Raw genomic sequence first — 15,617 nt, forward strand, 5'->3', positions numbered from 1 at the left:
TCTTGTTAAGAAATTTTAATTCTCTATGTAGCGAATAAATCTTGTCATGCGTCTTGGTGAAAATTAAAAACTAAAACCAACAAATACATATGATGAGTGTAAATTCATTTGCAATGAAGAATCTTAAATCCCTAGCTTCTGTTGCATTGCTAGCAGGTACTTTGGGATTAACCGGATGCTTGGATAACGACGACAGTCTTCAGAACAATTATCCGCCTGCAGGCGTTATTTCTATTTACAATGGTGCACCAAACAACGCTGGAGTTGTCGTCTTTGCTGACCAAAATCAGGTTAACAACTCCCCATTGAAATATTCCGAAGCCTTGGCTTACACCAGCTTCTACCCAGGAAAGAGGCTGTTTAAATTTGCTCAGGGCAATTCTGTAACTTCTCTTTTGGAAAAAGAATTTGAAATCAAAGTAGATTCAGTTTACTCCATGTTTATGGTTGAGGATGCAGGTGAGTTGGATGCTGTTTTGGTTGATGACAACTGGTCTGAGACCTCTTCTGACGAAGCCCAAATCAGAATGATAAATCTTTCGCCTGACGCGGGAGCAGTATCCCTGTTGATCGATGATAGCGAAACTCCGGTCTTTGATGATTTGACTTTCAAATCCAATTCAGAGTTTGAAGGTTTGGATGCGCAGATTTATGATTTAACAGTTGTTTCCAGCACTGGAGAAACCCTAGCTACAGCTACCAGGGTAGAACTTAGAGGCAACAGGGTTTACACCTTGATATTAAGAGGATATGAGGAATCAACTGAAAATGCCAAAAAACTTGATTTGCAATTACTGACCAACTACATACACTATTGATTATTTGCAATAAAACTCTTAGAAGGAGCTGATATAAACCAATAGGTAATCCAACTTTCACAATGCAAAGTCCCGATCTGATTAGATTGGGATTTTTTTTGTTTTAGCAACTTGGGAACACGAAGGGAAATGCAGATGACAAAGTGATACCTACGTTTAACTTTTAGGATGAGTGATTCCTTCGCTGCCGTACCTGTCACTGGAATGGCTTTTCCGTTAAGTGTTATCCTGCTTCTGGAGACGCAGGATTTAATTCAAACTCTTATACCAATTTTGCTTGACTGCCAAAAGACAAACCTACTTTACCCAACTCCGGGACAGCTCGATGAAGCTTTTCTACGACAGTTCTAAGATCAATCAACTTACACTTCCTCCTGAAGCACCGACAAAATATTCCCTGCAGGATCCTTAAACCAAGCGATAAATGGACCGCCACCTTCACGGCAGATTCCCTTATCATCGGTTTGGATAGGGTCTGAGTACTGTTCAAACTTTACCCCTTTCGCAATCAGCTCATCCACTGTCTGATCAATATCATCTACAGAGAAATTCAGCACAGTAAATGTAGCAGATGTATGATTGGCTTTGGGATAAATAATGACATTACCTCCACCGCTAAAGTGAAGAGAAAGAAACCCCATTTCATCTTCTGTCACATCCAAACCAAGAATATCCTGATAGAAAGATGTGGCTTTTGGAATATCATTTACGGAGTAACTGCTGAACACATTAGAATTTTGAAGCATGGCAAAGAGAGGTTATAAGTTCTGTATCAGATTCTAATGGTATAATTTGGCCATTTTTCAACAATCTTCCAATTTCTCGAACCATAGGATATCTCTACACAGGCCATAAACTTATCAAAAAAATATCCCTGACAACTTTTACTATGACCCTACTCCAAGTTGCGCTTTAGCTCCCTTAATATGGGTTTTATCTTGTGTTTCTACTGCAAAGAAGCCATAAGAAGCAATCCATGCTCTTCAGCTATTTTTTGAATATCCCTGATTGTCATTTTACTTTTACGGTTATCTGTAATGATGCCTGTATTCCTATCTTTTCGTTCTACCGGCTAGAAGGCTCCGCCAGATCCTGTAGGGAGGCAACGCCAAAATTGATTTATTTAAAATGACCTGGGAGACACAAACCACGGTACTGCTTCCGGAGAAGCAGCATCAAATACAATCAATGTCTAAAAATGAAAAACCACAACCCTCAAGCTCGGCCCCATCTACGGTAGGGTGAGTGCTCAGAATGGCAGCCACTGAGTCCTTACTACTGTAAACTTTGACCGAGAATTAATCAATGCCTACTATGACTGGACGCTGATAACTGTGACTGACCATTCCTGCCTACTTCTCTCCTCCTCCAAAACTCACCTTAAAGCTCGCTCCAAACAAGCCATACGTATCACCATAACCTGAGACTTGTCTTACCTGATAATTGTAAAAAGGCATAATCACGTAGTTCGCTCCTTTGGTCTCCAGAACACGAAGATTCAATCCGAAATTCAATGTGGCAAATGGATAGAATCTACCATTCTTGGGTTCAAGTGTAGCACTTTCCGTTACAGCCTGCTGCTTCAGGGTAACTGACGAAAAACCAGATGCATCACTATTATACACAGCCATCTGACGTTCTACAGTATTCTCTTGGCTGGCAGTTTCGTTTAAAGCATAGAAGTTTGAAAATCCGGCCTGAATGGATATGGAATTGCTTCTGGTCAGGGGATACTTGACAAATACAGGTAGCTCTACCTGCATCTGACGAACTTCCAGTTTCTCAGTTTGGGGGTATGTATTTCCAAATGCCATCACTGTACTTTCCTGCTTTGCATTTTGGTTGAGGTAGTTTAGTCCCAGTCCCGATCCAAGAGTAAACTTGCCGGGAAGATTGACATCCACCAGCATGCCCAATCCAATCGTGGAAGCCGTAGCCACTTGGTTATCGCTTTGGATTGCCCCGAAACCGGGAGATAAGCCCATACCCAGTCCAACTGTAGCTTTATCCTTTGGAATAACAGGAAAATCATTTTCAGCGACAAATCTTTCCTTCTCTAATTCTGGAGGAGCCAGAGGCATTATAGGTTTCACAGTTTCTTCTACTTCAACCACCGCCGGTGTCTTTTCTATGGGTTTCTCAATCAATGGCAGGAGTTCCTTTTCTTCCACTTTGGCAATCAGGGGAGGATTTTGAATGATTTCGCTTTTTGGAACCAGTCCTACCGGTTTTTCGGTAGAAAGCACCTGCAATTCCGGCAATGCATTTACCGTTTCCGTCTTAGCTGTTTTTTCTACTTCCTCTAGTGTAGGATCAGGAACAAAAGCCAAAGTTTTAGTATCAGCAGGAGCAGGTCGAGAGCTTTGATTTTTCTCAGCTTTAGTAATTGCTTTGGTATCAGAAGCACTTTCACTTGACTTTTGATCTACTTCCGTCCCGACAGGAGAATTTTCCGCAATAGCCTCTTTTTCAGTTATAGTAATTTCTTCTACCTCATTTTCAGAGGCATTCCCGATACTTTCTGCCATCTGAATTTCCCTATACTCAGGATGTTCATTTCCTGAGAAATCAACAGAATTCAATCCCACTGCCAAAAGTACCAGGGACGCAGCGACCCCGCTCGCCCAATAGGCAATAGTTTTACGTTTGCGCAATGCGCGTTTTTTCTGAAAAGCTTCCCATGCACCCAATTGGTAAGGCACAGAAGCCTCTGCTAACTTCTTTTTAAGGGAAGCAGCAATTTCTTTATCCAGCTTATCTTCCTTCATATTCTTTCAAGTGTAATGAGACTAATTTACGGAGCTGCGTCTTCGCCCGGGCGAGATAGACTCTTGATGAGCTTTCTGACAAGCTAAGCTTCTCGCCAATTTCCTTGTGGCTGTAGCCTTCAATTTCATAGAGATTGAAAACCATTTTATGATCCTCCTGTAACTGATTGATAAGATTGATAATATCCTGAAATGCCAGATCTTGAAGCGCACTCATTTCATGGAAAACCCCGGGATCCTCAGTCACATCGGTTTGATTCTGAAACTTCTTCTGCTTTCGGAAATAGTCTATAGCGGTATTTACGGTGATACGGCGAAGCCAAGCCTTCACAGACTGGAAATCATCAAATTTCTTAATAGACCCGAAAAACTTCATAAAGGAGTCGTTCGTGATTTCATCGGCCAGTGCTCTGTCCTTGGAATAGGACAGACTGATCCCCATGACATAGCCATAGTATTTTTTATAAAACACCTCTTCGTGCTTAGCTGATCGTCGTTTGCAACCTTCGATCAACTCCTGATCAGTCCAATTCAATTCAAACCTATTAATCTATGGTTTACGACTTCCATGTTGGAGTCGGAATTCTCACTAGTTAGTTATTCATGTTTCATCTCGTCATAAGCAACCTACTCAGGGCTTTTGCTTTACACCAGTCCCCCTCACATCTTTGTAATCTACCGGAATAGCCAAGTTAATACAATTGGTCATTGTCCCTTTTTGGTTCTGGTTATAGCCGGAATTTGCAGCAAAATTAGATGCTTCTGTCGAAAATCCCGAGTTGATTGAATCATTCTCTGATCCGGCTTCCATAGCGCTACCGGCAAATATCAAAATCAAGTAGATTCGAAGAAGTGTCTTCATAATGCTTTTTTACCCTGACGGATAGCTTATCCCATTCGCTACAGTAATAGGAAAAAAATTTTGAGTAACCGGTCGCTATGGACAAATAGACAGTTACAGTATTCAAAGATTGGTGATTAGTCTATAGTACGCCCTAAGCTATGGGTAATGAGGTGCGGAAAAACATACTGCAGAAAGTCCACGAAGCAACTGGGATATCCCATATTCCCCAACAAAAACCTGAACTAGAGATTCACAAAACATCCCTTCTTTTTTCCCACTCTCACAATTTATTTGTAGCTTGGGAAAACTTTAGGGGTGTCCTCACTGAATACAGTAAGGACTGAGATTATACCCTTTGAACCTGATGCAGTTAGTACTGCCGAAGGAAAAAGCTAAGTGATACACGTGCTGTGTCTCCCCTGAAGTATATAATTTTTACAGGATGGAGATAACATATAACAATCAGACTCAGGAGGTACAGGAAGAAACATCGGTTTCAGACTTTGTTTTTCGTCAGATAGGCGAAAAACAAAATGGTATTGCTGTGGCAATCAATGAAACCATTGTCCCCAAGACAGAGTGGGCGAAGACCTACTTAAAAGCAAACGATAATTTATTGATCATCAAAGCAACTCAAGGAGGGTAAGTTATGAGCAAAAAAGACAAATCACCCATGCAGGGCAGTATTTCAAAAGGACCTATAAGCGGCTCTAAAAAAGTGTATGTACCGGGAAAAATCCACGATATCAAAGTAGCGATGCGTGAAATTGCGGTCTCGCCCACGAAGTTGTTCAGCGGAGGAACAATGAAGAATCCACCGGTAACAGTATATGACGCAAGTGGACCCTATACGGATGAAAATGCGGTAATCGATATCAAAAAAGGTTTGCCGCGTATCCGAGAGCAGTGGATTCTTGACCGCGGGGATGTGGAGCGTCTGGAATCCTCCACTTCAGATTACGGACAGGAACGATTGAACGACAGTTCGCTGGAACATTTGCGTTTTGAGCATATTGCAAAACCTCTGCGGGCGAAAAACGGTGCAAATGTGTCACAGTTGCACTATGCCAAAAAAGGAATTATCACACCTGAAATGGAATATATTGCCATTCGCGAAAATCAACGGATAGAAGATTTGAAAGCGCAATGGAACGGCGAATACGATACAATGTGCGCGCAGCATATAGGCGAAAGTTTCGCTGCGAATACTCCTAAAAATCTCATTACACCTGAATTCGTACGCGATGAAATAGCAGAGGGAAGAGCCATTATCCCAAATAACATCAACCACCCGGAAAGTGAGCCCATGATTATAGGACGTAATTTCTTGGTGAAAGTAAATGCAAATATCGGTAACAGTGCCGTGACTTCATCTATTGAAGAAGAAGTAGAGAAGGCCGTGTGGGCTTGCCGCTGGGGAGCGGACACTATTATGGATTTGTCTACCGGGGACAACATTCATGAGACAAGAGAATGGATTATCCGCAACTCACCCGTTCCGATAGGAACTGTTCCGATTTATCAGGCACTTGAAAAAGTAAAAGGTAAAGCAGAAGACCTGACATGGGAAATTTTCAGAGATACGTTGATCGAACAAGCCGAGCAAGGCGTATCGTATTTCACCATTCATGCGGGTGTGCTTTTGCGATACATCCCATTGACGGCCAAGCGAATGACGGGAATCGTCTCCCGTGGCGGTTCGATTATGGCAAAATGGTGTCTTTCACATCACAAAGAAAATTTCCTTTACACGCATTTCGAGGACATTTGTGAAATCATGAAGGCATACGATGTGGCTTTCTCTCTTGGAGATGGTCTGCGTCCGGGCTCGATCGCCGATGCAAACGATGCGGCACAATTTGCCGAGTTGGAAACATTGGGCGAACTGACAAAAATCGCTTGGAAGCACGATGTGCAGGTGATGATAGAAGGTCCCGGCCATGTACCGATGCACATGATCAAAGAAAACATGGACAAGCAATTGAGAGAATGTCACGAAGCGCCTTTCTACACTTTAGGACCTTTGACTACTGATATAGCACCAGGTTATGACCACATCACTTCGGCAATCGGAGCTGCGATGATTGGCTGGTTTGGTACTGCGATGCTGTGCTACGTCACACCAAAAGAGCATTTAGGCTTGCCAAACAGGGAAGATGTGAAAACTGGAGTAATTACCTATAAACTGGCTGCGCACGCAGCGGATTTGGCAAAAGGACACCCCGGTGCTCAATACCGGGATAATGCCTTGAGCAAAGCCCGCTTCGAATTCAGATGGGAAGACCAGTTCAACCTATCGTTGGATCCGGACACAGCACGTGAATTTCACGATGAAACTCTTCCTGCTGAAGGCGCAAAAGTCGCCCACTTCTGCTCGATGTGCGGACCGAAATTCTGCTCTATGAAAATCAGTCAGGAGATTCGTAATGACGCAGAAGCGGGGATGTTTGAGAAGTCGGAAGAATTTAAGGAAAAAGGCAGGGAAATTTATTCCTAATGCTGCTAGTTGTCTCCAGTCCTGAAATGCTCGAAAATGAACCTGCGGTAATTAACCAATTATTTGCCGCAGGATTGAAGTTATTTCATTTGCGCAAACCAGAAGCCGGAGAAGGAGAGCTCAGAACTATGTTAACAGCGATTTTGGAGGAATATCGTCCGCGAGTAGTGCTTCACAGTCATCATCAGTTGGCACGAGAATTTGGCATACATAGAATCCATTTCAAGGAATCGGATCGGATGAAACTGACAGCAAATGACTATCGGAGAATGGAAAATACGGAGTTGGTTTATTCCACCTCTGTACATTCTCCGGAAGCGTTTCAGAGCTTGAATCAGGTATTTCGCTACGCATTCTTCGGGCCTGTTTTTGAAAGCATTTCCAAACCCGGTTACAAACCTGAAAAGTACACAAAACCTTACTTTGGAAAATGCAGGTCAGCAAAGTTGATTGGAATTGGAGGAATTACGCAAACAAACGCAGCTTCGCTCTTGGAAAAGGGATTTGATGGAGTAGCACTTTGCGGCACAATCTGGCAAAGCGGGAATAAAGTAGACGCATTTGAAAAAATACTTAGGAATTTGGCTATCTCAAAAGTAGATGAAAGTGGGCTTGGGAAATAAGACTACGACTTTCATGCCTTCGGCAGACTGGCAGGTCAGTCTGACAAGCTTGGGCATTGCCAAGGAAATTATTCCTGAACTGTGGCCTCCGCGCAACCACAGTGCCCACTGCGGTTTTAAACTAGGCTTTCAGAATAACACCTACGAATTAACCTTTACAAACTGAGATGAAAGAGCTATTTCAATTGGTAAGATCAGCTGAGATCAGCGTCCTTTTCAGCACTTATCTGCGGGAACCATTACACTTTCATAAAAATGCAAAACAATAGACCTTATGTATTGACAATTGCAGGTTTTGACCCAAGCGGAGGTGCCGGATTAACGGCGGACATCAAAACGTTTGAGCAGCACAAAGTGTATGGTCTGGCTATTTGCTCGGGAATTACCCTACAAACGGAAGACAGCTTTCTGGCTATGCGCTGGGAGAAAGTAGCGGATGTGTTGATTGCACTTGAGGTCTTATTGTCAAAGTATCCCGTCACGGTAATTAAGACAGGGATTTTGCCCAATGTGGACTATTTAGGTAAGATCGTAAGCTTTCTGAGCACACATTATCCCGGGATAAGAATTGTCGTAGACCCGGTGTTTAGAGCATCTGCAGGATTTGACTTGTTTGATTTTTCATCGAGAGAACGCTTTTACAAAAGTTTGCAAAAATGCTACCTGATTACTCCAAATCTGGAAGAAGTGAAATGGATATCAGGAGAGGAAACAGAGGAAAATGCCGCAAGCGAATTGGTAAAGTACTGCACAGTTTTCCTGAAAGGAGGACATCATATAACTAAAAAAGGCGTCGATTATTTATATGAAAACAAACAGGTCACTGAGTTTTTGCCGACAAAGGAAAGTACAAACAGCAAGCATGGGACAGGATGTGTCTTATCTGCCGCTATAGCGTCCAATCTGGCTCTGGAATTTTCTCTGGAAGAGTCGTGCCGGAGAGGAAAAGCCTATTTGGAAAAAGTTTTGAACAGTAATCACACCTTATTGGGATATCATCATGTATAGATTTCAATTCATATCACAAGGTCAAACACCTGAAGAACACCTCAATAACTGCAAAGAGGTATTGATTGCAGGAGGCAAATGGATTCAGTTGCGCATGAAGAATTTTCCGGATGAAATTGTAGAGGAAACAGCACTGGAAATACAATCGTTGTGCGCCCAATCCGGAGCAACTTTCATCTTGAACGACAACGTGAATCTCGCAAAAAAAATCAATGCTGATGGAGTTCATCTGGGATTGGCAGACACGGCCATTATAGAAGCGCGGTTGATATTAGGTAAGGACAAAATCATAGGCGGAACCGCCAATACAGTGGAAGATGTAGTACAAAGAATAGAAGAAGGCTGCAATTACATAGGGCTAGGTCCCTACAGATTCACCACGACAAAAGAAAAACTGAGTCCAATACTCGGATTGGAAGGTTACAGAAGCCTGATCAACCGATTGAATGAGGAGCAAAGGAAAACGCCCATCTTGGCAATTGGTGGAATTCAGTTGGAAGACATCTCCCTCATTCTAGAGACGGGACTCAGCGGAATTGCTTTATCGGGGATTTTAGCCAACTCAATGCATAAAAAAGAAATTGTGGAACGCATTAATAAGATACTCTATGAACCCGCTTAAAATCGCAGACAAGGAATTTAACTCACGCCTTTTTTTGGGAACGGGAAAGTTTGGTTCACCTTTAGAAATGCAGAATGCCATTATCAATTCAGGTTCTGAACTGGTAACAGTAGCACTGAAAAGAATTGATTTGGAAACCGATACTGACTCGATTTTGGGTCATTTACCCAAGTCTGTCAATTTACTGCCCAACACTTCCGGCGCACGAAATGCGAAAGAAGCTATTTTTGCGGCTCAGTTGGCCCGGGAAGCATTGGAGACGAATTGGCTGAAACTGGAAATTCATCCTGATCCAAAATACTTGCTGCCCGACCCGATAGAAACCTTGAAAGCAACGGAAGAATTGGCGAAACTGGGCTTTATTGTACTTCCTTACATACATGCTGACCCGGTTTTATGCAAGCTATTGGAAGATGCAGGCACTGCGGCAGTGATGCCTTTAGGTTCGCCGATTGGCACCAATAAAGGACTTAGAACAATAGATTTTCTGGAAATCATAATCGGGCAAAGTCGGGTTCCCGTGATTGTGGATGCAGGAATCGGAGCTCCCTCTGATGCAGCCAAAGCCATGGAGCTGGGTGTGGATGCCGTTCTGGTAAACACTGCAATCGCAGTAGCGGGAAATCCGACAGACATGGCCGCAGCTTTCAAAATGGCGGTAATTGCGGGCCGATTGGCCTATGAATCGAAATTGGGAAAGATCCAATCTTCAGCGATTGCATCAAGCCCCTTAACGTCTTTTTTGAATGGGTAGCTTTGTAGACATATTCAACTCCCTCTCTTGGGATGAGGTGAAGGAATCGATTTATTCCAAGACAGAGAAAGATGTGCTTCACGCTTTGCACGCTTCGAAATTATCGTTGGAAGATTTTAAGGCATTGGTCTCCCCTGCTGCAGAACCTTATTTGGAGCAGATGGCAGCCAAATCGAGTGCACTGACACAGAAGCGTTATGGAAAAACGATACAGCTCTATGCCCCCATGTATTTGAGCAACGAGTGCAATAATATCTGCACCTACTGCGGATTCAGTCTGACCAATAAAGTGAAACGCAAGACCCTCTCCGATGATGAAATCAAAAAGGAAATTGAAGCGATAAAGAAAGAGGGATTTAACCATATCCTACTGGTCACGGGTGAGGCGAACCATACGGTAAACATCAATTATTTCTTACAAGCGATCAAGCTTATCAAGCCCAATTTTGCCAATATTTCGATAGAATTTCAGCCCTTAAGTGTGGAAGAATACAGACAAGCACACGATTCCGGTGTTTACTCCGTGTTGGTTTATCAGGAAACGTATCATAAGGAAGTATACAAAAATTACCACACGAAAGGAAAAAAATCGAATTTCGATTACCGCTTGGAGACACCCGATAGAATCGGCGAGGCGGAAATTCACAAAATCGGATTGGGGGTATTATTAGGATTGGAAGATTGGCGGGTTGATTCCTTTTACTGTGCCGCTCATTTGGATTACCTGGAAAAGAAATTCTGGAAAACAAAATACTCGATTTCCTTCCCGAGAATGCGTCCTGCTGAGGGAATTATTGAACCCAACGTGATCGTAACAGACAGACACTTGGTGCAATTACTGACGGCTTACCGCCTATTCAACGAGGATGTGGAACTGTCAATTTCTACCAGAGAATCGGAGCACTTCAGGAATAATATTATTCCACTTGGAGTCACGTCCATGAGTGCCGGATCAAAAACAAATCCTGGGGGTTACTCCGTAGAACCTGAATCTCTGGAGCAGTTTGAGATTTCCGATGATCGTCCGGTTCAGGAGATAGTGGAATTGATCAAAGCCAGGGGATACGAGGCCGTTCATAAAGACTGGGACCGAAAATTCAGTGAACACTATGCTTAGCAGAGAAGAATTCAATCGCTACAATAAACAAGTGATGCTGGAGGATGTGGGCTTGGCTGGGCAAACAATGCTGAAAGAAGCAAAGATACTTGTCATCGGTGCCGGAGGTTTGGGTGCACCACTACTTCAGTACTTAACTTCGATGGGAGTAGGAACCCTAGGAATTGTTGATTTTGATGTAGTTGAAATATCAAATCTCCACCGTCAGATTTTATTTTCGCCTGAAGATGCCGGACGGTTAAAAGTGGATGTCACTAAGGAAAAATTAGTAAAACAAAATCCCTATGTATCTATAACTACCTATCCCGAATTGCTGTCGGAAGAAAATGCCAAGCAAATTTTTAGTGATTACGACTTCATCGTGGATGGCTGTGACAATTTTCTGACACGATACATTGTAAACGACACCTGCGTGAAGATGGGAAAACCCTTGGTTTATGGCAGTATCTTAGGGTATCAGGGGCAAGTAGCGGTATTTAATTATAAAGGGGGCAAGCACTTACGGGATTTATTCCCCGAACCGCCAAATGCTGAAGATGTGCCGAGCTGCTCGGAAAATGGTGTGATGGGCTATGTACCGGGAATTGTGGGATTGTATATGTGTGATTTTGTGACTCAGTTGATCATGGGACAATTTGAACAAGTCAACACCTTGCTTCTGATAGATTTGAAAACGATAGGAATGAGACAGATTCGATTTTAACTCAAGATGGCAATCGATTTGAAGAGGCCTTTGAGTGGCATACAGGATGAATAATTGCTTGCTCTGAAATCACCAGGGTAACTACCCCACAAAAAAGCCCTCTCCTGAATCGGAAAAGGGCTACATTATTACTTAAAAAGCCGGAAATTAGTTGGCTTCGATAGATTCCTTATAATCCCGGATAGATCTATAGATGGCAGATGCCATGTATTCTTTGCCTTCTTGGCTCATTAAGAATTTCTCCTCGGTGGTATTGGACAGAAAACCCAACTCCACCAAAACAGAAGGCATGGATGGAGTCCAGAGAACGTAGAACGGCCCCTGTTTAACTCCCCTGCTTTTACGGCCCACCCGACTTCTAAACTGGGTCTCGATATTATCAGCAAGAGATACTGAGTTTTCGAAATGAACTTTTGACATCAAATTGAACATCATGTAGGATTCTGGAGAAGACGGATCGAATCCTTCGTAGTTTTCTTGGTAATTATCCTCCAAGAGAATAACCGAGTTTTCCCGCTTTACAATATCAAAGTTGGACTCAAAATGCTTGGTTCCCATGACAAATGTTTCGGTACCATAAGCGGTTTTATTTGCAGCAGAATTCGAATGAATAGAAACAAAAAGATCTGCTTTGTTTTTATTTGCAATCATTGGCCGATCTTTTAGCGTTGGAAAGCTGTCGTCTTTTCTGGTATATACCACTTCTACATCCGGCAGATTTTCCTTAATGTATTTTCCAACTAACAGAGTTACAGCTAGATTAATGTCTTTTTCCTTAGATCTTGAACCTAAATTCCCCGGATCTCTACCACCGTGTCCTGCATCAAGAACAATTTTTTTCATCCGAAACTTCGGCATCATTGTTTCGTTGGTGATGAATCCGCCGAATACAAAGGGAATGCATAAAATCAGACTAAGAAGAATTTTTTTGTTTTTGGACCGTTCCATGAGGGCAATAAAATTAACTTTACACGAAATTTCACTCAAATTAAATAAAGCGTAAGCAACAGTGCAGGGATTCAGGCTCTTTTTATTTTGTTTTTTGGTGCTGTTGGTTGTTCCGATGGTGGCGACTGCTCAAAACCCTGTCCGTCCTCCCCGAGAAAAGCCTATAATTCTCCCGGATACGCTGATGTCTCCTTCGCAACAATTGATAGCCTTGGATACTATCCCAAACCCTACTGATTCGCTAGCGGTATCTGACTCGACAAAAATGATGCCCAGGAGTGATATTTCTACAGATATTACTTATTACGGTGAAGATAGTATTGTTTCTGATTTCACACAGAACAAAGTGTACCTCTACAACCAAGCATGGTTTGAGTATGGCACTATGAGGCTGGAGGCAGATCTAATCGTTATTGACTGGAAAAACTCCGAGCTATATGCTTCCGGGGTCACTGATAGCTTGGGAAATGTGACAGGAAATCCATTCTTCAAGGATGGCCCTTCTTCTTATGAAATCCGCAAGGAAATGCGGTATAATTTCAAAACACAGAAAGCCATAATCAAAGATGTGGTCACAGAGCAGCAAGATGGTATTCTTCGGGGCGAAACCATTAAAAAAACCCAAGACGGCAGCATCTATATGGATCATGGCTACTATACCACCTGTAAACTTACTACACCACACTGGCATATTTCTTCCAATAAAATCAAGTCCGTCGAAGGCGGACAGGTGGTCTCAGGACCTTTCAATCTTTATTTCAATGGCATTCCCACACCTCTAGGTTTACCGTTCGGAATCATCCCCAATACACCTGAGGAAAAAGCGTCAGGATTGATCTTTCCCTCTTACGGCCAAGAGCAAAAAAGAGGACTATACCTTCGTGATTTAGGCTATTATTTTGCCATCAGTGATTATATCCATGCACGTGTAACAGGAGATGTTTTCTCCAACGGAGGATGGGGACTCAAATCACAGGCGGCCTACAAAAAGCGTTATAGATTTGGAGGTTCTTTCAATATTGATTTTCAAAAATTCAGGTCTCCGGAGACAGAGCTGAATCCGGTAGACTATAATACGTTCCGAATCCAGTGGTCGCACAACCCGGAATCACGCGGAAATAGTAGATTCTCTGCTTCTGTCAATGCCGGATCCACCAGTTATTTCAACAACATAGTCAACCCGAATAATTTTGCGAATAACGTCACTGCAGACTTGTCTTCGAATATCAACTATAGCAAAACATTCACTGGCACTCCGTTCTCCTTTGGAGCAAGTATGCGACACTCCCAAAGTGTGCAGACAGGAGAGGTGCAGCTCAGTTTGCCGACAATGAGCCTAAACATGAATAGGCAAAGTCCATTTAAGAATGTAAAATTCGAACCACTGAAAACCCTGAATGTGGCGTATAATTTTGACCTTCAAAACTCAGTCACAAACAAGGTCACACAGGAGTTTGGTGTAGACCCTGACTTAGTAGACAATACTGACGCTCCGGATTTGGTTCCGTTCACACCATCCAACTTTGGCTATCTATTACAAAATGCCACCAATGGGGCGAGAAATAGAATCCCTGTAAGTTCTAACTTCAAACTGTTCAAATACTTTACAGGAACAGCTTCCGCCAGTTTAACTGAGCTATGGTATCTCAAAAGGATCAATTATTTCTACAATCCTGAAGAACAGCGGGTGGATAAAATTCTGGAAGACGGATTTAACCGCGTGACATTTTATTCTACTTCTTTCAGTATGAACACCAACATCTATGGTTTTTTCAATTTCAAAAAGGGGAAGATCCAAACTATACGCCAGCACATACAACCCTCTCTAAGCTTTAACTATTCACCGGATTTCTCAACATCCTCATTCGGCTATTATCAAGAGGTACAGATCAATGATGAAGGAGATACTCGTTTGATGTCGAGACACCAAGGCTTCTCCTATAGCGGGGCTCCATTGGGGGAAAGCAGAGCTATGAGTTTCAGTATCCGTAGCGTCTTGGAAGCAAAAATTCTCGACAAAAATGATTCTACCGGAGAAAATTCCACCAAGAAAATCCCACTCTTGGAAAATATCGATTTGAATTCCAGCTACAATTTTGCCGCCGATTCTTTTAACCTTGCACCGATACGGATCAGTGCACGGACCAGCTTTTTCAACAGAAAATTATCCGTTAACATGAGTTCTACACTGGATCCTTACGCTACGGGAGCCTACACCAATACAAGCGGAACAGAAACAACCAGATCGATCAATAAATTCGCTTGGAAAAACGGACAAGGACTGGGGACTATCAGAAGTGCTTCACTGAATATGAATGCCTCCATAAATCCCAACAGCGCACAAAACCAAGGAGAGGTAAGAGACGAGCTCACCAATCAATTTATGCAGCAGGGCGGAGTAATGAATGAGTTTGTGGAAAGTGAAATTAATAGAATTGCTACCGATCCCAGCCAATACATCGACTGGAACATCCCCTGGAACGTCTCATTCGGTTATGTGCTTTCTTACAGCAACCCCGTATCCGGAAGTCAAAACATCACCCAAACAGTCAGTATGAACGGGGATTTTTCCCTATCAGAAAAGTGGAAAATCAATTTCAATACAGGTTTCGATGCACAAACGAAAAAGCTCACCCAGACGATGATCGGTATCGCCAGAGATCTTCATTGCTGGCAGATGAATGTCAATTGGGTTCCTTTTGGTGCATTCACTTCTTATAATATTGATATACGTGTGAAATCAACTATTCTTCAGGATCTTAAAGTATCCAGGAGAAGATCGTTTTTCGACAACTAATCACGATTTCAGGTTTTTGAATTCGGATTGAGGATTTTTTGTACCAGGCTTTAAGTATGGTTTGATTTTGTTGTTTTGATTGTGGAGATAAAAATTGATAAAAGGAAAAATAGAAGTG

16 protein-coding genes and 1 riboswitch are annotated in these 15,617 nt (G+C 42.6%); of the genes, 11 read left to right on the forward strand and 5 right to left on the reverse strand.

What is annotated here, in order from left to right; genetic code table 11:
- Positions 1-113 precede the first annotated feature (113 nt).
- Together ID165_RS15570 and ID165_RS15575 are read left to right on the forward strand one after the other, a co-directional pair.
- Positions 114-818 carry a DUF4397 domain-containing protein gene (locus ID165_RS15570; protein WP_192085899.1) on the forward strand — a complete coding sequence of 235 codons (705 nt, stop codon included), beginning with the start codon at positions 114-116 and terminating at the stop codon, positions 816-818.
- 168 nt (positions 819-986) lie between these two features.
- Positions 987-1,169: a hypothetical protein gene (locus ID165_RS15575; protein WP_192085901.1), complete on the forward strand. Its 183-nt coding sequence runs from the start codon at positions 987-989 to the stop codon at positions 1,167-1,169.
- Between the two features lie 11 nt (positions 1,170-1,180).
- On the opposite strand, the gene ID165_RS15580 is transcribed toward ID165_RS15575, so the two are convergent.
- From ID165_RS15580 to ID165_RS15595, 4 genes are all read right to left on the reverse strand, one after another.
- Positions 1,181-1,564 carry a VOC family protein gene (locus ID165_RS15580; RefSeq protein ID WP_192085902.1) on the reverse strand — a complete coding sequence of 128 codons (384 nt, stop codon included), beginning with the start codon at positions 1,562-1,564 and terminating at the stop codon, positions 1,181-1,183.
- Positions 1,565-2,170: 606 nt separating this feature from the next.
- Complete coding sequence (locus ID165_RS15585) at positions 2,171-3,586, reverse strand: outer membrane beta-barrel protein (RefSeq protein WP_192085904.1); 1,416 nt, start codon at positions 3,584-3,586, stop codon at positions 2,171-2,173.
- Positions 3,573-4,121 carry an RNA polymerase sigma factor gene (locus tag ID165_RS15590; RefSeq protein ID WP_192085906.1) on the reverse strand — a complete coding sequence of 183 codons (549 nt, stop codon included), beginning with the start codon at positions 4,119-4,121 and terminating at the stop codon, positions 3,573-3,575. Before ID165_RS15590 ends, ID165_RS15585 begins: the two co-directional genes overlap by 14 nt.
- 96 nt (positions 4,122-4,217) lie before the next feature.
- Positions 4,218-4,448 (reverse strand): hypothetical protein, encoded by a 231-nt coding sequence (locus ID165_RS15595; protein ID WP_192085908.1) that lies wholly within the window; start codon positions 4,446-4,448, stop codon positions 4,218-4,220.
- A gap of 283 nt (positions 4,449-4,731) precedes the next feature.
- Positions 4,732-4,835: riboswitch (TPP riboswitch) on the forward strand.
- Between the two features lie 37 nt (positions 4,836-4,872).
- Here ID165_RS15595 and thiS point away from each other — a divergent pair.
- The 8 genes from thiS (at position 4,873) to ID165_RS15635 (ending at position 11,754) form a co-directional block, all read left to right on the forward strand.
- Positions 4,873-5,076, forward strand: coding sequence for a sulfur carrier protein ThiS (gene thiS / locus ID165_RS15600; RefSeq protein ID WP_192085910.1), 204 nt, complete (start codon positions 4,873-4,875; stop codon positions 5,074-5,076).
- Positions 5,077-5,079: 3 nt separating this feature from the next.
- The gene (thiC, locus tag ID165_RS15605) at positions 5,080-6,927 is read left to right on the forward strand and encodes a phosphomethylpyrimidine synthase ThiC (protein WP_192085912.1); all 1,848 of its coding nucleotides are present in this window, start codon (positions 5,080-5,082) and stop codon (positions 6,925-6,927) included.
- The gene (locus ID165_RS15610) at positions 6,927-7,550 is read left to right on the forward strand and encodes a thiamine phosphate synthase (protein WP_192085914.1); all 624 of its coding nucleotides are present in this window, start codon (positions 6,927-6,929) and stop codon (positions 7,548-7,550) included. The genes thiC and ID165_RS15610 overlap by 1 nt, the downstream gene beginning before the upstream one ends.
- Positions 7,551-7,805: 255 nt before the next feature.
- Entirely contained in the window at positions 7,806-8,558 is a 753-nt protein-coding gene (locus ID165_RS15615; RefSeq protein WP_192085916.1) for a hydroxymethylpyrimidine/phosphomethylpyrimidine kinase, read from the forward strand.
- Positions 8,551-9,180 carry a thiamine phosphate synthase gene (locus tag ID165_RS15620; protein ID WP_225586783.1) on the forward strand — a complete coding sequence of 210 codons (630 nt, stop codon included), beginning with the start codon at positions 8,551-8,553 and terminating at the stop codon, positions 9,178-9,180. The genes ID165_RS15615 and ID165_RS15620 overlap by 8 nt, the downstream gene beginning before the upstream one ends.
- Entirely contained in the window at positions 9,167-9,934 is a 768-nt protein-coding gene (locus ID165_RS15625; RefSeq protein WP_192085918.1) for a thiazole synthase, read from the forward strand. Before ID165_RS15620 ends, ID165_RS15625 begins: the two co-directional genes overlap by 14 nt.
- Positions 9,927-11,051 (forward strand): 2-iminoacetate synthase ThiH, encoded by a 1,125-nt coding sequence (gene thiH, locus ID165_RS15630; RefSeq protein WP_192085921.1) that lies wholly within the window; start codon positions 9,927-9,929, stop codon positions 11,049-11,051. The genes ID165_RS15625 and thiH overlap by 8 nt, the downstream gene beginning before the upstream one ends.
- Positions 11,044-11,754 carry a HesA/MoeB/ThiF family protein gene (locus ID165_RS15635; RefSeq protein ID WP_192085924.1) on the forward strand — a complete coding sequence of 237 codons (711 nt, stop codon included), beginning with the start codon at positions 11,044-11,046 and terminating at the stop codon, positions 11,752-11,754. Before thiH ends, ID165_RS15635 begins: the two co-directional genes overlap by 8 nt.
- Before the next feature lie 147 nt (positions 11,755-11,901).
- On the opposite strand, the gene ID165_RS15640 is transcribed toward ID165_RS15635, so the two are convergent.
- Positions 11,902-12,702, reverse strand: coding sequence for an N-acetylmuramoyl-L-alanine amidase (locus tag ID165_RS15640; protein WP_192085926.1), 801 nt, complete (start codon positions 12,700-12,702; stop codon positions 11,902-11,904).
- A gap of 115 nt (positions 12,703-12,817) precedes the next feature.
- On the opposite strand from ID165_RS15640, the gene ID165_RS15645 reads away from it, so the two are divergent.
- The gene (locus ID165_RS15645; protein WP_192351606.1) at positions 12,818-15,499 is read left to right on the forward strand and encodes a putative LPS assembly protein LptD; all 2,682 of its coding nucleotides are present in this window, start codon (positions 12,818-12,820) and stop codon (positions 15,497-15,499) included.
- The last annotated feature ends 118 nt before the right edge of the window (positions 15,500-15,617 follow it).

This window comes from Algoriphagus sp. Y33, assembly GCF_014838715.1.
Classification (GTDB): Bacteria; Bacteroidota; Bacteroidia; order Cytophagales; family Cyclobacteriaceae; genus Algoriphagus.